The sequence below is a fragment of the Rossellomorea sp. LjRoot5 genome, from assembly GCF_964253455.1.
In the GTDB taxonomy this organism is placed as follows: domain Bacteria; phylum Bacillota; class Bacilli; order Bacillales; family Bacillaceae_B; genus Rossellomorea.
Genome location: NZ_CAXUQN020000001.1, coordinates 3,581,257 through 3,599,575 on the forward strand (window position 1 = coordinate 3,581,257; position 18,319 = coordinate 3,599,575).

Here is an 18,319-nt window from a genome sequence, read left to right on the forward strand (position 1 = left end):
TTGCATATCCACTTATTTCTCACTACTTCCCCCAAAAATGACGTCCATATAGTGATAATTACACAGACTGAAATCAATTTTTATGAAGAAATGATCCTGAAGGAACAGGAAGAAAGATCCAACTTTCTAATGAGACCCTGATTTACAAAATATTAACTTGTTGAAGCTTATTCCATCCCCTATCATTTATGGTAGAAGCGAACACAACTTATGCAAAATCCTCAATAAGAATCCCTTCCTCACCGCCTGAATTCATTGTTTTACTATTAACATGCCATTCTCTGAGGGAATGACATGTTGATATAAAAAAATACATACAGGAGGCATTCCCATGCTAAAGAAATCGTTGGTTTTTGTTGTTGCCCTTCTTCTCTCGTTCGCTTTATTCCTGCCCTCGGCACTGGCATTCCCGCCCGGTACACCATCCAAGTCCACGGCCCAATCTCAATTGAACGCGTTGACTGTAAAAACGGAAGGCTCTATGACCGGATACTCCCGGGATAAATTCCCCCATTGGATCGGCCAGGGAAATGGGTGTGACACACGCCAGCTCGTCTTGCAGCGTGACGCTGACAGCTACAGTGGCAGCTGCCCGGTGACATCCGGTTCATGGTACAGTTATTACGACGGGGTCACATTCACCGATCCATCCGATCTTGACATCGATCACGTTGTCCCCCTTGCAGAAGCATGGCGCTCCGGAGCCAGCAGCTGGACGACGGCTAAGCGCGAAGACTTCGCCAATGATCTGAGCGGTCCCCAACTGATCGCCGTCAGCGCAAGCTCCAACCGCTCCAAGGGAGACCAGGACCCATCCACTTGGCAGCCACCGCGTACCGCCGCAGCCTGCGGTTACTCCAAATGGTGGATCCGCACGAAATACAAATGGGGCCTAAGCCTCCAATCTTCAGAGAAATCCGCCCTTCAAGGCATGCTAAACAGTTGTATTTACTGATTTAGAGGGGAGCACGGGGACGGTTCTCGTGCTCCCTTTTCATTCAACATTGATTATATCCACACATCGAAAGGGAGGAATACATATGGAAAAGAAATCAACAGTTTTCACGGCAACCCACGGGGTCATGACGTCTGAAGTAGGCGTGATCAGTGGAGAACTTGAACTGGTGACGGCTTGTGATGAAGATGGTGTGCTAAAGCTTTCTATCACCTACGTTGGGGCCGAGGAATGGTATTCGCTGCCCGGGGAGGAGTATCGCTTACATGATGTCCGGGATCATGAGATTGTTCATAAGATGCTTGCTACTGTGTTGGAGCGACCTTAAAAAGGAAGCACGGGGACGGTTCCTGTGCTTCCTTTCCTGATTGAGAGGAAGCAACAGCACCGTCCCCATGCTTCTACTTCCTCTCCATCACCGCAAAATAATTTTCTTCATGATCGGCAAAGTTAAATACTCTTCCCCCAGGCATGTCGACGATTTCCCCGATTGTGACCTTCTTATTGGATAAACCGCTATATAACTCATCGAATTGGTCTGTGAAAAACATCAAAGAAGGAGTACCCAGATTTAAACCAGGTGACATTTTGGCCACGAATTCCTTGTTATGAAGAATGATGCTGGTTTCAGCCTCTTTCGTCGGGGCCACTTCAATCCATCTCATTCCCTGACCGTTATCTTCCTCAGCCTTCACTGTAAATCCTACTTTTTCCGTCCAAAAATCCACTGCCTTATCTTGGTCATTGACGTATAACATGACTTGACCGACTTTATGAATCATTGTTTGCTCCACTCCTCATGATTATATTAGGAACCCATTGTAGTATTCTCCAGAGAATCCTTGACTCCTTCTCTTTTTCTAACTTTATTTCTTAAGCCAAATGAAGGTTTCAATTTCTTTAAATCAAAATATATATCCATAATAAGTAAATCTTATCATACATAATAAAGTAATCGTCATTTACTTATTAAAATGGGAGAGATAGGATTGGATTAAGGTTAAGTTCCACTCACATTAGGGGGAGATACTATGATTCTAGGTCTACACCACGTACAGATCACGATTCCAAAAGGTTCTGAAATCGAAGGGAAAGGCTTCTATTGCGGTCTTCTCGAATTACCTGAAATTGAAAAACCCGACTCACTAAAAGGTCGGGGAGGGTTTTGGTTAAAAGTCGGGGACAGAGATGTTCACGTCGGCACGGAAGATGGGGTCGACCGTTCCAAAACGAAAGCCCATTTGGCTTACCAGGTTGATAATATCTCAACTTGGAGAAATGTGCTAGAGAAAAATAACATTCAAATCCTTGAAGGGATCCCGATACCCGGATTCGAACGTTTCGAGTTCAGGGACCCCTTTGGGAACCGCGTGGAAATGATTCAAGCGGTTTGAGGGAGAAGCGCGGGGACGGTTCTCGCGCTTCCTATTTCAATCAAATGGAAGCAGCAGAACCGTCCCCATGCTTCCAGGCTTTTTTAAATCCATCATAGCTGTTGGTCACAGCCGCGATTAGTAACGCAACGGATATGGTCAGGTAGAGCCACTGGAAGTTGAAGGAGCCGTCAAACAGTTCCTGGATCCGATCTGTGAATCCGGCATTCAGCAACTCCATATTTCTGAACATGAACATAAAGGCTAGAACTGGAATGAACTGATAGACTGCATTCACAATCGCAAGCTTCTTGGTCCAGACCCCCGCTTTCCATTTTCTAAAAAGCAGATGAAGTTCCAAGCCGATCAGGAACACGACCAACGGCCAATACCCGATGAGCACATCCTGATGAAAGAACGGAGTGAATTCTCTTCCGCTGTCAGTCTTTTCATACAATCCGACGATACTTGACGCTTTAAAGTAACCGGTTGCCCAGATGATCGTCCAGGCCAAGCCTCCGAAAATCTCAAATTTGGAAATTCGTTTTTCTTTCGGGATATACGGGATGTCTTTCAGGTCATCAGGCGTCCACTCTTTCCCTCTCATGGTAATCGGAAGATGACTGTCCGAGGTAACGGTCCGCTCAATGACGGCAAAGGTAAGGGTCAGCCAAAAGAATACCTGCATGGCTGTTCCAATCGCCTCGACAACCCCATTTCCTGCAATAGACAAAAACACCTCCATGGGATTTGATTCCCCTGAATAGTTTAAAACGGATGTTACGGCCAACACGATGAACGTGATTGCTACGGAAAGTGGGAGAATGATTTTCAATAGCGTCAAATACAGATCATAATATCTTGGCCCGATCAAATACATCGGCCGGTCTTGATAATTCGAGGCAAGCACAGCAGGATTCCCGAGTGAAGTCAGTACCTCTCTCACATCATCTTCTGTGTAATCATCAGGCAACATGTCTTCAATCGTCGATTTCAATTCCAAGGCAATATCATCCCGGTTCTTCTCCGGAAGCCTTCTCATCACTTCTTGAATATAGAGTTCAACAAGCTTCATCCTTCCTCATCCCCTTTTAATAAAATGGCCAATTCCCCGGACATCTTTTCCCATTCGGCCTTTAATTGTCCGAGAATATCAGTGCCGTATTCGCTCAGTACATAATATCTCCTCGGCCTGCTTTCCGTCCGGTCCCAGCTGCTCGTGACCAGTTCCTGCTTCTCCAACCGGCGCAGCAGTGGATACAGTGTACTCTGTTCCATCGAAATTCCGCTTTTCTCAAGCAACTGGACAAGTGAATATCCATACTGCGGTGTCCGCAATTGACTTAATACCGCCAGTGTCAATGTCCCCCTCCGCAATTCCGTCGTCAAGGATGTCAGCAGTGACTTATCCATAGGTTCACCTCTTTGCTTAATAAATACTGTGTGTCGTACACTATACGCTTTATACTATGTATCATACACTATAGACGTGCAGAAAAGAATGTTTTTTTTGAAAAAGAAGCAAGGGGACGGTTCTCGTGCTTCCTTTTCGGTTAGAAAAGAGGTAGCAGAACCGGCCCCCAAGTACATCATTTACAAATTCCCACAATTTCCCGACTACCTTTTAGTTTATTTCTATTCCTATTGGATAATGAATAATAAGAATAAAACTATAGAAATGAGGTAGTGAGAAATGAGCGAAAATCATGATCAAGTAAAGGGAAAGCGAAACCAGGCAAAGGGAGATTTGAAGAAGGGCTTAGGCAAACTTACAAACGACGATTCTAAAATTGCGGAAGGCGAACGCGATAAGGATAAAGGCAAGCTTCAAGAAAAAGTTGGAGATGTGAAAGAATCTTTTAAGAAGAGTTGGTAACGGCAGTCAGGAAGCGCGGGGTCTTTTCCCGCGCTTCTTTTCTTTCTCAAAAGGAAGCAACAGAACCGTCCCCTTGCTTCCCCCTCAACTCCTCCTTCACCTCATCACTCACAAAAGCGGCCTCCACACTATTCATATAAATCTCTTTATAATCCTCTTCACTCATGGCAAACTCACCCCAGACCAACTCACATTCCTTCGTCATTGTGGTATCCGATACCGTTCTGTTGTCTGTATTAATGGTGATCTTGATTCCGTCCCTGTGAAAATTGTAAAGCGGGTGATCCTGGAACTCTTTTACCGCTTTCGTCTGGACATTACTCGTCGGACAGATTTCAAGCACGATCCCCTTATCTTTTACAACCTGATACGCTTCCGGACAGTTTGTAATATAGACGCCGTGTCCGATTCGTTCTGCACCGAGCCATTCAACAGCCTCGAGCACATTTCTTCCGATTCCCGTTTCACCAGCGTGGATCGTGACTCTGTAGCCATATTCTCTCGCCAATGCAATTGGTTCGATGAATTTCCCGCAAAACCCCTTTTCTTCAGAGGCACATAAATCAATGGCGACGACTCCTTTCCCGAGGAAATCCTTCCCCTTTTCCACGACCTCAAAGGCACTTTCCGGCGACATCGTTCTCATACAGCACAGAATGATATTCCCTTTAATATCGAATTGTTCTTCAGCCTCTTTCATTCCTTCAACGACACTTCCAATGATTTCTTCGACCGATAATCCTTTCCGCGTATGAAGCAACGGGGCAAACCGCACCTCCATATATTTCACGTTTTCACCCGCTGCATCTTCATAAAGCTCAAAGGAGATTCTCTTTAAATTTTCTTTCGTCTGCATCACGTCATTGGGGATCGAGAACTTCTCCAAGTATTCATCCAATGATTCGCAGTCCAAAGGGGCAATGAGTTCCCCTCTCATCTCTTCCCTATCAAATGAAGGAAGATCGATACCGTCCTTCTTTGCTAAATCAATAATTGTCTCAGGTCTCACACTCCCATCCAGATGGCAGTGCAGTTCAATCTTTGGCATAGTAGAATAATTCATGTTGAACCTCCTCAATTTTCATAAAAAAAAATCCTGATTACGAAGAAAATACAATAACAGTACCTTCTTCGTAATCAGGATTTTTTGGTTCCTGGTAGAGACCTCCAAACCATATTATTGGAGTTATACGAAAGTGAAAATCGTATGTGGTTTTTTATAACGATAATAAACTTCTGTTGGAAAGTCAAGGGAAGCGGGGGGACGGTTCTCGTGCTTCCTTTTAGGTCAGGATGGAAGCAGCAGAACCGTCCCTGTGCTTCCTTCCCAAAAATATGGGTAGTATCCTCAAATTATTTCCACTATAATAATGTGAAGGAGGTGAGAAAAATGGACAAGCAAATCGTGAACATGCTAACTGATATTCAACAGAACATGAAGGAGTTAAATCTAAACTATAAAGAGCTAAATCATAAGATGCAAGGGCTCGATCATAAAATGCAAGGACTTGAAGGTAGTGTACAAGGGCTCGACCATAAAATGCAAGGGCTTGAGGCTAATGTACAAGGGCTCGATGATAAAATGCAAGGGCTTGAGGGTAGTGTACAAGGACTCGACCATAAAATGCAAGGGCTTGAAGGTAGTGTACAAGGGCTCGACCATAAAATGCAAGGACTTGAAGGTAATGTACAAGGGCTCGATGATAAAATGCAAGGGCTTGAAGGTAATGTACAAGGGCTCGATCATAAAATGCAAGGGCTTGAAGGTAATGTACAAGGGCTCGACCATAAAATGCAAGGGCTTGAGGGTAATGTACAAGGGCTCGACCATAAAATGCAAGGGCTTGAGGGTAATGTACAAGGGCTCGCGGGTAATATGAGAGAGTTAGGGAGTGACGTAAAAGAAATAAAGGAAACGGTCCACAGAATTGAAACCTCACAAACAGAAGATGTCATTGCTCTGTTAAAAGTGGGCAACCAGCGCTCTGAAACAGATTTTCGTTATTTAAATACAAGAATCACTGATATCGACAAGCGGGTTTTCACCCTTGAAAATCGTGCTGAAGGGTAATGGTCCTTTCTCGATAAAATGATGATGGTTACCCATTCTTACTCTTCGTTTCCTCTCACCATGACCCACACTTTTTGCTTCGTTTTTTCTTTTATAGAATTTCCATCAATGAACGGAACCTGACCTTATGTTGTCAGGTTCCGTTTTTTATTCCACATCTCTTTTGAAAAGCGGGGAGCGGGATTTGAGCGCGATGTCGATGACCTCATTTTCTAGTGAAATAACAACCGTCCCCACTCTACCCTTATGGATGTCTGTAATCATACTTTCCATCAGGTATATTAATTTCTTGACCATTTATGTTAACGGTATCTTCATCTATCCAATTAATTTCTCCGGCCGTCTCTTTATATTGCCAATAGATATGTTTGGAGTCGGTATTTTTTTCATTTGAAAATAAAACACCAAGAACGGCATAATTCACCGTAGCTCCTCCGTTATTCAAGTACGTTCTCACTGTGTAGGCACCGCTTGGTGATGTTTTTTCAGAGATGAGTTCCCCCGGCTCAATTCTTTCAATATTGTAAAATGCCCAATGAACTATGTAACCAAAAACGCAAAAGACCATAATGAAAACAAAGGATAAAGATATTAAAACAGGATGTCTTATAAAGAATGATGAAAAACGCTTAAACAAACATACCCCTCCTATGATCCATTTACAAAAATTGTATCACATAGATGAGAAGCAGGGGATGGTTCATAACCTACTTTTTGGTGAACCAAATGCGTTTTCACCTTGTAAAATAAAAAAGTAGAGCGAGAAACGTCCCCACCCTACCCCTGCAAAATCATATCAACATGAGGAATCCCATCATCCAGATAAGTTTCCGTTACCACCCTGAATCCAAATGACCCATAGAACTCCTGCAAATATTCCTGAGCCTGGATCTTCACCGTTTGTTCCCCCCACTCATCATGAATGAAAGCCAATCCTCTTTTAACCAGCTCGCTTGCGAACCCTCTTCCGCGAAATTCTTCCTTCACGAGGACTCTCCCGATGGAAGGTTCGTTGTAGGAAACACCCGCAGGCAAAAGTCTGGCATAAGCAACCACCTCACCGTTTTCTTCCTTATAAAGATGAAAAGAATGCCGATCTTTCCCATCGACTTCCAGGTAGGCGCATTCCTGTTCGACTACAAATACCTCGGTCCTTACTTGTAAAATTTCGTAAAGCTTGTGGGTTGATAGTTCATTAAAGTTCTTTACCTTCCAGCTCATAATATGGAACACCTCTACTGTATTGTTTTGATCATTTGAGCGAGCCACCGGGACAGGCAGCTCGGTCCTTTTTTTATTATTGTACCATGGAAGCATAGGGAATCTATTTAGGTACTCATTAAACAAGATCCATTGGGATAAACTACTTATGACCAATTACTGGAGGTATGTAAATGGAAATCAACAGTCACCACACTAAGATAAGTGCATCAGAACTCGCAAACCTTTGGACACAATATGTGAATGATAGCTTAGCACACTGTATGTTTCGTCATTTCCTTCATTATGTTCAAGACCCGGATATTACTCAGGTGCTTGAGTATGCCTTTGAACTTACGGAAAGACACCTTCAAAAGGCTGGAGACTTTCTAACAACAGAAGGGTATCCCATACCGATAGGATTTACAGATGAGGATGTTACCGTTGATGCCCCTCCTTTATTTACAGATACCTATATCATTGTTTATCTCCATATCATGGCTATTCACGGACTCACTAGGTATGCTGGCGCATTAGGCAATGTCATTCGGGAAGATCAGAGGGAATATTTTATCGGGGTTATAAAGGAAACGTTGGAATTGTATGATAGGTCCACTAAAGTCCTTACACATAAAGGGATTATTGGCAAACCACCTACTTTTAACAATCACCAAAAAGTTGAGTTTATAAAGAAACAAAAATTCATGACGGGTTGGTTAGGGAAACGCAGACCGATAAGTGCAGTAGAACTAAGCGGTACCTATCTGAATTTGCAGAAAACAATGGTGAAGACTGTCCTTGAATTAGGATTCAGTCAAGTGGCTAGATCGAAAAAAGTCAGGAATTACATGGAACGGTCCAGGCAGCTATGTAATGACCACTTTAAAGTATTATCTTCTATGTTAACGGAAGATAATTTACATGTTCCAAGGACCTATGAGACGGAGGTGACTGATTCAACAACTCCTCCATTTTCTGACAAACTGATGTTGTTTCATGTCACGGCATTACTCTCTTCTGCCATTGGTTATTACGGTGAGGCAATGTCGGTAAGCCAACGAATGGATCTGGCGGCGAGTTACGCTAAAATGATTGCAGAAATTGGACTGTTAGCTGAAGACGGCATGAATCTCCTAATAGAAAAAGAGTGGATGGAACAGCCCCCTCTGGCAACAGATCATAGTGACTTGGCGAAAAATAAATGATGTATAGAGATGAAAAAAAAAGATAAAATCATTGAGAGTATATTATGGAGTATAGCCCTGCCTGGATTTCCACAATTATTAAATGGACGGCTTGTCAAAGGAATTCTCTTTATTGGATTGGAATTTGTAATTAACGTGATGGCAAACTTCAATGAAATCATCCGCTTGAGTTTCATTGGAAATATTGAAGATGCAGTATCACATACAAATTATCAGTGGCTTATGTTTTATCCCTGTTTATACTTCTTCGCGATGTGGGATGCCTTTAAAGACGCGGGTGGAGGAGAAAAACCTTACTCCTATCTTCCATTCGTCAGTTCCGCATTCCTTGTGACGGTCGGAATTATGTACTCAGCACAAGCGAAAATTTCCGGAATACTATTAGGATCAGTGTGGTTTCCCATGCTCTGTGTCATTCCTGGATTAATAATTGGATTCTCTTTAAAAATACTATTAAACAAAGCAAAGATAGATTGAGAAGGAAGCATGGGGACGGTTCTCGTGCTTCCTTTTTAAGCAAAGCGGAGCAACAGAACCGTCCCCGTGCTTCTTCTCACCCCGCCCCAGATCCAATCCACCCTTTCACCCTCGCAATCTTCACGGCATCGAGACGGTTTTTCGCTTCTACTTTTTGGATGATTTCAGAGATGTAGTTCCGTATGGTGGGAGGAGATAGATATAAGAGTTTACTCATTTCGTTTACGGAATAGCCTTCTTCAAGATGGATGAGGATGTCTTGTTCCCTTTTTGTCAGTGGATTCATTTCTTCGAACATCGAATGGGAGAGTTGTGGACTGAATACTTTTTGACCTGTTAGGATGGTCCGTAAATGCACAGCCAATTGGGATACGGGGGAATCTTTCAGGAGATAGCCATACACCCCTGCCTGGATGGCGCGCTGCAAGTAGCCGCTCCGTGCGAAGGTGGTCACGATCACAATGCGGCAAGGGTGTCCCTCCCCTTTCAGTGTTTCCGCTGCTTTAAGGCCGCTTACGATGGGCATTTCTATATCCAGGATGGCGATGTCAGGGGATGTCTGTCTTATGAGGTGCAAGGCTTCTTCCCCATTTTCCGCTTCCCCCACCAGTTCAATATCCGGTTCTAAGGACAATAGCTTCCCAATCGCCCCTCTTACCATCCCTTGATCTTCTGCGATGATGATTCTCATGTTCTCACCTCTCTTCACTTATTGGCTTTTCAATTTTTGGTACAGAAATGGTTATCTTCATCCCTCGACCAGCATTCGATGTCCAGTGCAGAGTCCCTTCAATCATGCGAAGGCGCTTCTTCATCCCCATCAAACCGCTTCCTTCATGACCTCTATTCATCCCTTCCATGCCGACTCCATCGTCTTCAATCTCCAGGATGAAAGAATCACTATTTTCATAAATGGCCATCCAACAATTTTCAGCCTGACTGTGCTTCACGATATTGGTCACACATTCCCGAAGGCACAAGCCGAGGATTTTCCCATTCACCAGAGGGATTCTTTCCAAATCCATCGTCTGGACATGGACCTCTATTCCCGCTGACTGGAGGAAATGTGAGACTTGCTCCACTTCTTCCGATAGCCTGACAGACTGCATATCACTGACCAATTTCCGGACTTGTATCAACGTATTCCGGGAAATGTCTTGAAGCTCGCGTACCTCCTGGATCGCCTCATCAGGGTTCCGACGAACGAGCTGTTCCACGAGTTCCCCCTTCAAGGTTAAAAGGGATAGAGTATGCCCGAGCGTATCATGCAGGTCTCTCGCAATCCGTTCTCTTTCCTCAATTTTGATGAGGCGGGCAATTTCTTCATTCGCACCCAGAAGCTCTGTTTTTATTTGATTCGAAATCTGTTGGTTACGGAGGAAATACGGCAACCCAATGAAAAGGATGAGGATCGGGATCCAGGACAAATCCTGTGTTCCTAAGTTAAATTCAACATGATACCATACAGACGTGACATACAAGGCGGCCATCGATCCAGTATAGACCGTGATTCTTCTAAACGAGGGAAGGAATCCGGTGATAATAGCAGGATACATTCCGAACCAGATATTCCACGGATTAAAGAGGATGATCAATGCCATTACACACAAATGCTGAATCACTATGCCTGATTCACGATATTTTACGTGTGACGTACTTCCCCAAAAGGCAAGGGCAAGCACTAGAAAAAAAACATACCCATACCACTTATCTTCAAAAGGCAGGAGCAGCATATAGAAAGAAGGAATGATGAGCAGCCTCCACCAAGGAAACGTTGCGATTGTCGGCATCCTTCATCCCCCTCCCTCTACGAATCTCAAGATTTTGTTCTACTGACCGTCCGATCCATCCAGCCCGGAAGCCATGCAATGGAAAGAGTCGCCACAAATCCATGTAACGTATTCGCTACACCAGCAATACCCGGCTCTGCAGGAAACGCCCAATCAAATAGGGAAAGGGCCAATGCCACCCCAATCGTAATGAAGGCATACATCCATCGCGGTCTCGCACTTCGCTTCTTTAACTTCGCATAAATCAGTGCCCCGACGATATTCACGACAACCGACATCAAGAAGATCGACACCGGCGTTATCTTCTCAAATGTAACGTCTAACAAAAAGCATAGCAAGTAATACACCACGATTGCGGCCACACCGGAAATCGCCCCCACCATACACCCAACCTTTACACTATTTTTCATACATGCACCTACTCTCATAAACTAAAAATCTGCTTACATCGTAGCATGTGGAAATAGGTGGAAATAGTGATAAATATCATTTGTTTGGAAGCGTGGGGACGGTTCTTGTGCTTCCTTTTCACCCATAGAAAACCTCAAACCTCCCCTAACTCCTCACCCAACAATCCCACCAGCATCCAATCCCGTCCCTTTATCATTGGCTATCTATGAGCCAAGGGACCTGGCCCTCAGTATCAGAGTTCACCCAATATCAGAGTAGTATCATCCATTCATATCCACTATAATAGTATGAAGAAGGTGAGAAAAATGGACAAGCAAATCGTGAGCATGTTATCCGATATTCAACGGAACATTAAAGAATTAGACAGTAACATAAAGGAATTAGACAGTAATATGAAGGAGTTCGACGGTAAACTGAAGGAATTCGGAAATGATTTAAAAGAGGTAAAGCAAACGGTCAATAGAATTGAAACATCACAATCAGAAGATGTCCTTGCTAAGTTAAAAGTAGGCAACCAACGTTCTGAAACAGACTTTCATTATCTGAACACAAGAATCACTGATATTGATAAACGGGTTTTCACCCTTGAGAATCGAGCTAAAAGGTAAAATCGTCATTTCTCTATACAACGTTATGATGATTATATTATACCTACTCTTCGTTCCCTCTCACCATGATCCACACTCCATTTCTTCGATTTTTCTTTTGTTAGACCATTCCATCATAAAACCAAAAAGGGTGTCTGACCTACTGGGGTCAGGCACCTTTTTTTCACGACTCATTTAACCATCTGTCAATCCACTGCTGGAAAGCCATGGGGACAGATACCTTCGTCTACCTTAAAAACTCTAGAAAAGAGGCCCTTCACACCTTTATCCTCCGCCCCTTCCACTTCACAGAATGAAAAACATTCACCCGAACGAAAGAATAAAGGAAAATCACCGCGAAGAAAGAAAACAGTAACGGATAAAAAGCAAAATACCTCCATCTGAAATCCCCGACCCTGCGGGCAAACCATGCCGTTTGAACCGCATAGAGGATATACAATACCCCATATACGATCATTGCAGCGGGTCTTCCCTCTATAATCGAAGAGATCAATGAAGACGGGCTGGTTAAACTTCCGGTAATCCAGAGAATAACCATCAACATAACCACAGGATGAGTGGACTTCGAACCAACGGCAAAGCTTTTGCACCAGCCTTCGATCAGGCTTCCGAAGCCTTCCGGATACATGCGAAAGGAAATGATTCCCCTGCCGCCAAGACAGCGAACGGGAAGATTTTGATCGAGAAAGGCCTCTCCCAGTGCCAGATCATCCATGATGGCCCCCTCGATTTTCTCATGTCCTCCGGATAAAAAGTAATCGTCTCGATTACATAGAATACATGGTCCGAACGAGCCGGCTGCCTTGAACCGGGATCCCCAGACAGTAAAGAGATTCATGCCCACCACGACGATGATGTTAAAGACAATGGAGAGGTGCTCATACACACGCTCCACGGTGTGATAGGGCTGCAAGGCGAGGATACCCCTTGCTCCTTTTCCCTGGTAGTAATGAAGAAGATTACGTAATCCATCCACACTGGTAAATCGGGTATCGGCATCGAGGAACAGCAGCCAGCTCCCTTTTGCTTCCTTGGCCCCGCGCCAGCAGGCAGACGATTTTCCTGCCCCTTTATTCTGGAGGACCGTTACACCATAGCTTTCTGCCACAGCCACGGTACGATCCGATGAATCGTCATCCACCAACAGAATTTCAAATGACTTGAATCGCTGCTCCTGCAACGACTGCAATAACGGGGAGATCCTGGCTTCTTCATTCCTGGCAGGGATAATGATGGACACAAACGGCAACCCCTCCGTATTTTTGGAGGTGAATCTTGGAACCGGCAAGGACCAAAACATAATGATGCCAATGATAAACCCCAGGAAACCCAGGATGAGATTGATCACTTCTGAAGCTGTCATTTAACCTGCCTCCTCCCTCTAGAAACTACCAACGTGACAATCCCCGTTCAACCTTTATGTAGCTACTTCCTTACAGTAGTCCGCTTCATTTCTTCCCAATGCCTGACGTGATCGCCGATATGCGGCCCCGATTGTACCGTTGAACAACAATAATCGGAAGGTTGAAGACAACAGCATACAGGATCATCACCCATCCCGCCCAAACTGGATTCCATATGAAGAACAGCGGCGCAGGGAGAATGGAGAGCCAATGGGTTAATTCCGCGCGTTTCGTTTCTGCCGCGAATATCATCAAGTCCCTCGACCTCGTGCCATGCAAGCCCTTTTTACTGTATCCCTTTTTGAAAAAAATCGTGCCATCCAGAATCAATCCCTTCCACGTTTTCACCCGGAATAAACGCTGCCACAGCTTTCCGGACTGTTCAAAAGGGAACGTCTGAAACCAGAAATGGTCTTTCAAAAACCAGGTCAAAGGAAGCTTCAAGCAAACGGCCGAAATGGCGAGATGAAAGAACGTCCAGGCAAGCACATCAATGAGTATCATCCAATGAACAGGCAGTGATACGATCATGACATCACCCCTTTTTTATAAAGCATCCCTCTCCACAATTTTCTCGCCTACGAGTTGGCCGCTTAAGGTAACCATCGGCATTCCCCCTCCAGGATTCACTGTTCCCCCGACAAAGTAGAGGTTGTCGTAGCGTTCACTCTGTTTCGGATGCTTCAACCCTTTATTCTTCTTACTGTCTGACACCGTCCCATAAATCGCACCGCGGTCGGAGCCATACGTGCGCCTGATATCTTCCGGTGTCCACATATCCTTCGTGACAATGTTGTCACGCAAGCCATCAAGGCCCATCTTCTCCAACTTGATCAGGACCCGCTCAGCGAATTGTTCATAGTCCTTTTGCGTATACGGATTCTCATCCCGGATAAACGGAATATGAGGCAGCACCTTGATATTCTCATGTCCTGCAGGAGCCTGTGTCGGATCGGTCTTATTGACATTGACGAGATAAATGACCGGATCATCCGGCAGTTCATGGCGGTGGAAGATCGATTCCATTTGCTCTTTCATATTTTTAGCAAAAAAGAAATTATGATGGCCGAGCTGCGGATAACTCTTCTTCACACCCAGATGCATCACGAGACCGGAACTCGCTGGTTCGAATTTCTTTTTTAATTTATCAATATATTCGCTGTCTTCCTCCAGTAATCGCTCGTAAACCGGTATGACTTCCATATTGGACACATAATGATCGGCGGTCACTCGTGTCCCGTCTTCCAACACGGCTCCGGTAATGTCGCCATCCTTCTTTTCAAGTTTGACGATCTGCCGTCCAAGGTGGAAGGTCACCCCCACTTCTTCCGCCAGCTTCACAAGGGCGTCCGCAAGCTTGTGCAAACCGCCGGGAACGTACCATGCTCCCTGATCATGCTGCATGTAGATCATCATATTCATCACGGCCGGCGCATCGTAAGGGGACGAACCCACATACTTGATAAAATAGGAAAGCATATCGCGAAACTGCTCATGACTGATCCGCTTATCGAGGGATTTATGCACTGTGGACATCAGGTCAATGTTCTTCAAGACACTGAACAGTCCCGCCTGCTTGACGATTCCTTTTGCCGTATCCGCACCTTTAAATAAGGTTTTATCCGTCATATCGTAATGAGTCTTCGAATGCTCCAACAGACATTGATATTCACGAATGTCCTTTTCACTGAGAGAGGCGTTTTTCTCACGCATGTCATTCATATCTTCATACAAGTCTATGACATTTCCATCGGGGAAAAAGGAACGCCATTGATGATCCAGCCTTTCAATCTGGACATAATCCTTCATGGATTTACCGCTGGCCGCAAACAATTTCTCAAAGATCTGCGGCATCGTCAAAATGGAAGGGCCAAGATCAAAACCAAAGCCGTCTTGTTCCAGCCGGTTCAACTTTCCTCCAATGTGATCGTTTTTTTCATATAAGGAAACATCGTATCCCGCCTGTGCGAGTGTAATGGCAGCCGACACCCCGCCGAGTCCGCCTCCAATGATAAGTACCGTTTTATTTTTCAATGGTTACCGTTCCTCCTGTTCGGAAATCTTGTTTGGAGTATGTATGTTTATCTACAACACTTTTGACATCTGCCTGGAATTGTACCAGTGCTTTTTTCAATACATCAAGTCTGTATCTTCCGCACTTATCTTATACCCTCACTGCCACTAAGAAAAAACGTTGAATGTGCTTGGGTCATGGTTCAATATGGAGGGGAAGCATGGGGACGGTTCTCCTGCTTCCTTTTTGAACACGGTAAAGCATTTCAAGAAAATAGTTACAAAATAGCCCCACTCCCAATCATGGAGTGAAGCTCATCACTACCTTATCCATATAATAAATCCAAAATAGGAGAAAACATAAACAAAGGGGCGTATCCCACCTTTGGCAAAGTGAGATACGTCCCCATTTAGCTATTAAATAAGAAACTGTCGCATTTCTTCATCTGTTAAATCTTTTGGCTGAACACCGTGATCTTTGCAGTATTTGTCCAATGCCCTTATTTTCACTTTGGGGGATTCGGCGGGTGCAGGGAATGCAAATACTCCATCAGGAAAAGCATGATCAAATTTCTCGATATCTTTATGCATACTATCACTCCTGGTTATAGTATGCCCTCCTGGAGTTTTTTTAAAATACTTTGATTTCAACTTGGTTCCTGCCACCATACTACACCTCCCGGAAAATATATTTTTACAAGCCTTTCAGAGGCAATATCGTTAAACATAAAATGCTGCCCCATATGTCAGTCGAGCTCCCAGACTCTCATAAAAGGGATATTTGTTACTTTTGGATGTAAGACCTACATACCCATCATACCCTTTTTCTATACTGTACCAACAAGCGAATGCTATGAGGACTCTTCCAACATTAATATATAAGCGCTCTTTGTTAAGTACACCTTTTATGAACTTCTTATTTTGCGGTGAAGACTCAATAATATCTATATGTCAGGGGTCAGGCATCGCTTTATGTGTTGGGCAAGGGAGCGTAACCGTGGATTGTTTTCATCCTATTTCCTGATAGATTCGTTGAATCCAGCCATAGGGTGGTGTCGGCCCCCACTCCCACCTATCCATCCACCCCCGGATACACGACTGTCCCATCCTCTTCAATGATCGGCAAGGCTCCCCATTGGCCGAGTTCGTGACTGATCACATCAGCCTTTCCATCAGAATTATCAATGATGTGGGAGACATCCCAGCCATTTGCTTTCAGCACGTTACTGATCAACAGGCGGTGACACCTGGCCGGGTGGCGTTCCGAGCACATGTATGCCAATTTGCTCTCAGCAGCCGCCTCCTTCAGCTCTTTCAGTCCATCCTTGAATTCATCTGTCAACGTGTAATCTGCATAATTGTGGAACGATCGGTTGTTCCAGCCTGCGTTCAGGTCTTCACCAATCACCCCCGACAAACGCCTCCTGCCTCCGAGCTTCGGGAAATGACGGTATTCTATTCCTGCTTCACCCAGCCACTCTCCCATGTCCTCCTTCTTGAATTGAGGGTGTTTTCGACTGGCGGGAAAAGCACGGATATCCGCTATGTATTCAATTTCTACGGCATCAAGCATGTTCAGGAATTGTTCTTTGGAATGCGTCGAGTGCCCGATGGAGTAAATTTTCATGAAACCTCCGCCTTTCGTATAAAATATAATCTCCGTGTAGTTAAAAAGGGAGACAATGGAACTGCTCTTACGTTTCTTATACCCGTTCGCTTACTTCACTAGTCTTTAGAAGCATAGGGACGGTTCTCCTGCTTCATAGATGAAATCAATAACAAAAGAGGATCTCACACATTACGGAGGTCCTTTCTTATACTGAACTCTATCTTTCAATCCTCGCTTCTTTCCTTATTACAAACTGGTTTTCTGGAATGACCTCTATGGACTAGAAACCAAGGGGACAGGTTCCTTGGCCCATTCGAACCATCGTACCTGTCCCCCTGGGTTAAAACAATAGCAAAGGAACCTTCTGCTTGTGGAAGGTTCCTTTTTTAGGTTATTTTGAAAAATCCTCATTTATTATTGACCATTTCAAGAATGCTCACCGACGTTTCACTGCAATGCTTCTTTAGCTAGCAGAAGTGAGCCGACAATTCCTGCGTTATCTCCTAGCCCCGGGCTTACGATATAATCAGAAAGCTCCGGTAAAGACACATAGTCATTTAAAAATTCCGGTAAATACTTATAAACAGAAGAAAACACCTGCTTCTGGTTCATGACTCCGCCGCCAAGGATGATTTTCTTTGGGGAGAGGATCAGGATGTATTGCATGAGTGCCTGGGCGATATAGTAGGCTTCCAGATCCCAAACCTCTTCGCGCCCAATTAGGTCGATGCCTTTTGCTCCCCAGTGTTCTTCTATTGCTGGACCTGCAGCCAGGCCTTCAAAACAGTCCTGGTGGTATGGGCATTTTCCTGCATACTGGTCCTCTGGGTGACGTCTTACGAGAATGTGTCCCACTTCCGGGTGGGAAAGTCCTTGAAGCAACTTTCCTTGAACCACTGCTCCGGCGCCAATTCCTGTTCCTACCGTAATATAAAGGCAGCTGTCTGATCCTTTTGCTGCACCAAAGGTTCCTTCTCCTAATGCAGCGGCATTTACATCAGTGTTAAATCCTACCGGAACAGCTAATGCCTCTTTTATCTCCTGAACGAATAATACGAGTCTTTTTTTCTTATAATCCGGCTCTCTTTCAATTGATTCGTAGATCATCGCATTCATCGAAGTGCCGATCATATTCATGGCTATCGGCGACAGAATTCCAAAGATCAACAATGAAATAAAGACAGGGTAGGCCGAAATCAGTACAGAGCTCAATAATATTGTAAATGAACCAATCGCAAAAACCGGGAATCCGGTCCTTGGCTTTTGAATACTTTGCAAGCATATAGAAGGCCAAGATCGCTCATCCATAGGAATACACTTTGGAAAAC

The 18,319-nt window shown here is 44.4% G+C and carries 23 protein-coding genes and 1 riboswitch; of the genes, 8 read left to right on the top strand and 15 right to left on the bottom strand.

The features are described 5' to 3' along the window. Positions 1–331: 331 nt before the first annotated feature. Positions 332–955, top strand: coding sequence for an HNH endonuclease family protein (locus ACSQ2E_RS18385; RefSeq protein WP_435992912.1), 624 nt, complete (start codon positions 332–334; stop codon positions 953–955). Between the two features lie 85 nt (positions 956–1,040). Continuing rightward, a complete protein-coding gene (locus ACSQ2E_RS18390) occupies positions 1,041–1,283 on the top strand; it encodes a hypothetical protein (RefSeq protein WP_435992914.1) in 243 nt (80 codons plus the stop codon). A 73-nt stretch (positions 1,284–1,356) separates the two neighbouring features. Here ACSQ2E_RS18390 and ACSQ2E_RS18395 read toward each other — a convergent pair whose 3' ends face one another. Continuing rightward, positions 1,357–1,737, bottom strand: coding sequence for a VOC family protein (locus ACSQ2E_RS18395; RefSeq protein WP_435992916.1), 381 nt, complete (start codon positions 1,735–1,737; stop codon positions 1,357–1,359). 249 nt (positions 1,738–1,986) lie between these two features. Here ACSQ2E_RS18395 and ACSQ2E_RS18400 point away from each other — a divergent pair, with 249 nt between their 5' ends. After that, the gene (locus ACSQ2E_RS18400) at positions 1,987–2,349 is read left to right on the top strand and encodes a VOC family protein (RefSeq protein WP_435992918.1); all 363 of its coding nucleotides are present in this window, start codon (positions 1,987–1,989) and stop codon (positions 2,347–2,349) included. Positions 2,350–2,389: 40 nt separating this feature from the next. On the opposite strand, the gene ACSQ2E_RS18405 is transcribed toward ACSQ2E_RS18400, so the two are convergent. Together ACSQ2E_RS18405 and ACSQ2E_RS18410 are read right to left on the bottom strand one after the other, a co-directional pair. Next, positions 2,390–3,403, bottom strand: a complete 1,014-nt coding sequence (locus ACSQ2E_RS18405) for an HAAS signaling domain-containing protein (RefSeq protein ID WP_435992920.1) — start codon at positions 3,401–3,403, stop codon at positions 2,390–2,392. Beyond that, a complete protein-coding gene (locus ACSQ2E_RS18410) occupies positions 3,400–3,741 on the bottom strand; it encodes a PadR family transcriptional regulator (RefSeq protein ID WP_435992922.1) in 342 nt (113 codons plus the stop codon). The genes ACSQ2E_RS18405 and ACSQ2E_RS18410 overlap by 4 nt, the downstream gene beginning before the upstream one ends. Before the next feature lie 280 nt (positions 3,742–4,021). Between ACSQ2E_RS18410 and ACSQ2E_RS18415 the strand changes: the two genes are divergently transcribed. Further along, positions 4,022–4,204 (top strand): CsbD family protein, encoded by a 183-nt coding sequence (locus ACSQ2E_RS18415; RefSeq protein WP_435992924.1) that lies wholly within the window; start codon positions 4,022–4,024, stop codon positions 4,202–4,204. Between the two features lie 46 nt (positions 4,205–4,250). Here ACSQ2E_RS18415 and add read toward each other — a convergent pair whose 3' ends face one another. Next, positions 4,251–5,267, bottom strand: coding sequence for an adenosine deaminase (gene add, locus ACSQ2E_RS18420; RefSeq protein ID WP_435992926.1), 1,017 nt, complete (start codon positions 5,265–5,267; stop codon positions 4,251–4,253). A gap of 51 nt (positions 5,268–5,318) precedes the next feature. Beyond that, positions 5,319–5,418: riboswitch (purine riboswitch) on the bottom strand. 176 nt (positions 5,419–5,594) lie between these two features. On the opposite strand from add, the gene ACSQ2E_RS18425 reads away from it, so the two are divergent. Then, a complete protein-coding gene (locus tag ACSQ2E_RS18425) occupies positions 5,595–6,275 on the top strand; it encodes a hypothetical protein (RefSeq protein ID WP_435992928.1) in 681 nt (226 codons plus the stop codon). A 244-nt stretch (positions 6,276–6,519) separates the two neighbouring features. Here the strand turns inward: ACSQ2E_RS18425 and ACSQ2E_RS18430 are convergent, their stop codons facing one another. Together ACSQ2E_RS18430 and ACSQ2E_RS18435 are read right to left on the bottom strand one after the other, a co-directional pair. After that, positions 6,520–6,912 carry a DUF5412 family protein gene (locus tag ACSQ2E_RS18430; RefSeq protein ID WP_435992930.1) on the bottom strand — a complete coding sequence of 131 codons (393 nt, stop codon included), beginning with the start codon at positions 6,910–6,912 and terminating at the stop codon, positions 6,520–6,522. A gap of 140 nt (positions 6,913–7,052) precedes the next feature. Continuing rightward, positions 7,053–7,496 (bottom strand): GNAT family N-acetyltransferase, encoded by a 444-nt coding sequence (locus ACSQ2E_RS18435; protein WP_435992932.1) that lies wholly within the window; start codon positions 7,494–7,496, stop codon positions 7,053–7,055. A gap of 173 nt (positions 7,497–7,669) precedes the next feature. On the opposite strand from ACSQ2E_RS18435, the gene ACSQ2E_RS18440 reads away from it, so the two are divergent. Next, positions 7,670–8,680: a DUF3231 family protein gene (locus ACSQ2E_RS18440; protein ID WP_435992934.1), complete on the top strand. Its 1,011-nt coding sequence runs from the start codon at positions 7,670–7,672 to the stop codon at positions 8,678–8,680. Between the two features lie 9 nt (positions 8,681–8,689). Next, the gene (locus tag ACSQ2E_RS18445) at positions 8,690–9,157 is read left to right on the top strand and encodes a hypothetical protein (RefSeq protein WP_435992936.1); all 468 of its coding nucleotides are present in this window, start codon (positions 8,690–8,692) and stop codon (positions 9,155–9,157) included. A gap of 76 nt (positions 9,158–9,233) precedes the next feature. On the opposite strand, the gene ACSQ2E_RS18450 is transcribed toward ACSQ2E_RS18445, so the two are convergent. The 3 genes from ACSQ2E_RS18450 to ACSQ2E_RS18460 are packed head-to-tail and all read right to left on the bottom strand — an operon-like array spanning position 9,234 to position 11,357. Beyond that, on the bottom strand, positions 9,234–9,848 hold the full coding sequence (locus ACSQ2E_RS18450) for a response regulator transcription factor (protein WP_435992938.1): 615 nt from the start codon (positions 9,846–9,848) through the stop codon (positions 9,234–9,236). A 4-nt stretch (positions 9,849–9,852) separates the two neighbouring features. Next, complete coding sequence (locus ACSQ2E_RS18455; protein WP_435992940.1) at positions 9,853–10,947, bottom strand: sensor histidine kinase; 1,095 nt, start codon at positions 10,945–10,947, stop codon at positions 9,853–9,855. A 26-nt stretch (positions 10,948–10,973) separates the two neighbouring features. After that, positions 10,974–11,357, bottom strand: a complete 384-nt coding sequence (locus tag ACSQ2E_RS18460; protein ID WP_435992942.1) for a DUF6069 family protein — start codon at positions 11,355–11,357, stop codon at positions 10,974–10,976. Between the two features lie 306 nt (positions 11,358–11,663). On the opposite strand from ACSQ2E_RS18460, the gene ACSQ2E_RS18465 reads away from it, so the two are divergent. After that, positions 11,664–11,966 carry a hypothetical protein gene (locus ACSQ2E_RS18465; protein WP_435992944.1) on the top strand — a complete coding sequence of 101 codons (303 nt, stop codon included), beginning with the start codon at positions 11,664–11,666 and terminating at the stop codon, positions 11,964–11,966. 256 nt (positions 11,967–12,222) lie between these two features. On the opposite strand, the gene ACSQ2E_RS18470 is transcribed toward ACSQ2E_RS18465, so the two are convergent. The 6 genes from ACSQ2E_RS18470 to ACSQ2E_RS18495 form a co-directional block, all read right to left on the bottom strand. Beyond that, positions 12,223–13,329, bottom strand: a complete 1,107-nt coding sequence (locus tag ACSQ2E_RS18470; RefSeq protein ID WP_435992946.1) for a glycosyltransferase — start codon at positions 13,327–13,329, stop codon at positions 12,223–12,225. Between the two features lie 85 nt (positions 13,330–13,414). Beyond that, the gene (locus tag ACSQ2E_RS18475; RefSeq protein WP_435992948.1) at positions 13,415–13,900 is read right to left on the bottom strand and encodes a glycosyl-4,4'-diaponeurosporenoate acyltransferase; all 486 of its coding nucleotides are present in this window, start codon (positions 13,898–13,900) and stop codon (positions 13,415–13,417) included. A 15-nt stretch (positions 13,901–13,915) separates the two neighbouring features. Continuing rightward, a complete protein-coding gene (locus ACSQ2E_RS18480) occupies positions 13,916–15,403 on the bottom strand; it encodes a phytoene desaturase family protein (protein WP_435992950.1) in 1,488 nt (495 codons plus the stop codon). 396 nt (positions 15,404–15,799) lie between these two features. Next, a complete protein-coding gene (locus ACSQ2E_RS18485) occupies positions 15,800–16,051 on the bottom strand; it encodes a hypothetical protein (RefSeq protein ID WP_435992952.1) in 252 nt (83 codons plus the stop codon). 403 nt (positions 16,052–16,454) lie between these two features. Then, positions 16,455–17,009 carry a DUF488 domain-containing protein gene (locus ACSQ2E_RS18490; RefSeq protein ID WP_435992954.1) on the bottom strand — a complete coding sequence of 185 codons (555 nt, stop codon included), beginning with the start codon at positions 17,007–17,009 and terminating at the stop codon, positions 16,455–16,457. Between the two features lie 429 nt (positions 17,010–17,438). Next, entirely contained in the window at positions 17,439–18,299 is an 861-nt protein-coding gene (locus ACSQ2E_RS18495; protein WP_435992956.1) for an ROK family protein, read from the bottom strand. Between the last annotated feature and the right edge of the window lie 20 nt (positions 18,300–18,319).

Coding starts and splice junctions, on each gene's coding strand:
- ACSQ2E_RS18470 (WP_435992946.1), bottom strand. CDS start 13,329: ATGACAGCTTCAGAAGTGATCAATCTCATCCTGGGTTTCCTGGGGTTT.
- ACSQ2E_RS18440 (WP_435992934.1), top strand. CDS start 7,670: ATGGAAATCAACAGTCACCACACTAAGATAAGTGCATCAGAACTCGCA.
- ACSQ2E_RS18455 (WP_435992940.1), bottom strand. CDS start 10,947: ATGCCGACAATCGCAACGTTTCCTTGGTGGAGGCTGCTCATCATTCCT.
- ACSQ2E_RS18425 (WP_435992928.1), top strand. CDS start 5,595: ATGGACAAGCAAATCGTGAACATGCTAACTGATATTCAACAGAACATG.
- ACSQ2E_RS18400 (WP_435992918.1), top strand. CDS start 1,987: ATGATTCTAGGTCTACACCACGTACAGATCACGATTCCAAAAGGTTCT.
- ACSQ2E_RS18465 (WP_435992944.1), top strand. CDS start 11,664: ATGGACAAGCAAATCGTGAGCATGTTATCCGATATTCAACGGAACATT.
- ACSQ2E_RS18495 (WP_435992956.1), bottom strand. CDS start 18,299: ATGGATGAGCGATCTTGGCCTTCTATATGCTTGCAAAGTATTCAAAAG.
- add (WP_435992926.1), bottom strand. CDS start 5,267: ATGAATTATTCTACTATGCCAAAGATTGAACTGCACTGCCATCTGGAT.
- ACSQ2E_RS18450 (WP_435992938.1), bottom strand. CDS start 9,848: ATGAGAATCATCATCGCAGAAGATCAAGGGATGGTAAGAGGGGCGATT.
- ACSQ2E_RS18445 (WP_435992936.1), top strand. CDS start 8,690: ATGAAAAAAAAAGATAAAATCATTGAGAGTATATTATGGAGTATAGCC.
- ACSQ2E_RS18460 (WP_435992942.1), bottom strand. CDS start 11,357: ATGAAAAATAGTGTAAAGGTTGGGTGTATGGTGGGGGCGATTTCCGGT.
- ACSQ2E_RS18410 (WP_435992922.1), bottom strand. CDS start 3,741: ATGGATAAGTCACTGCTGACATCCTTGACGACGGAATTGCGGAGGGGG.
- ACSQ2E_RS18475 (WP_435992948.1), bottom strand. CDS start 13,900: ATGATCGTATCACTGCCTGTTCATTGGATGATACTCATTGATGTGCTT.
- ACSQ2E_RS18435 (WP_435992932.1), bottom strand. CDS start 7,496: ATGAGCTGGAAGGTAAAGAACTTTAATGAACTATCAACCCACAAGCTT.
- ACSQ2E_RS18485 (WP_435992952.1), bottom strand. CDS start 16,051: ATGGTGGCAGGAACCAAGTTGAAATCAAAGTATTTTAAAAAAACTCCA.
- ACSQ2E_RS18385 (WP_435992912.1), top strand. CDS start 332: ATGCTAAAGAAATCGTTGGTTTTTGTTGTTGCCCTTCTTCTCTCGTTC.
- ACSQ2E_RS18490 (WP_435992954.1), bottom strand. CDS start 17,009: ATGAAAATTTACTCCATCGGGCACTCGACGCATTCCAAAGAACAATTC.
- ACSQ2E_RS18405 (WP_435992920.1), bottom strand. CDS start 3,403: ATGAAGCTTGTTGAACTCTATATTCAAGAAGTGATGAGAAGGCTTCCG.
- ACSQ2E_RS18415 (WP_435992924.1), top strand. CDS start 4,022: ATGAGCGAAAATCATGATCAAGTAAAGGGAAAGCGAAACCAGGCAAAG.
- ACSQ2E_RS18395 (WP_435992916.1), bottom strand. CDS start 1,737: ATGATTCATAAAGTCGGTCAAGTCATGTTATACGTCAATGACCAAGAT.
- ACSQ2E_RS18390 (WP_435992914.1), top strand. CDS start 1,041: ATGGAAAAGAAATCAACAGTTTTCACGGCAACCCACGGGGTCATGACG.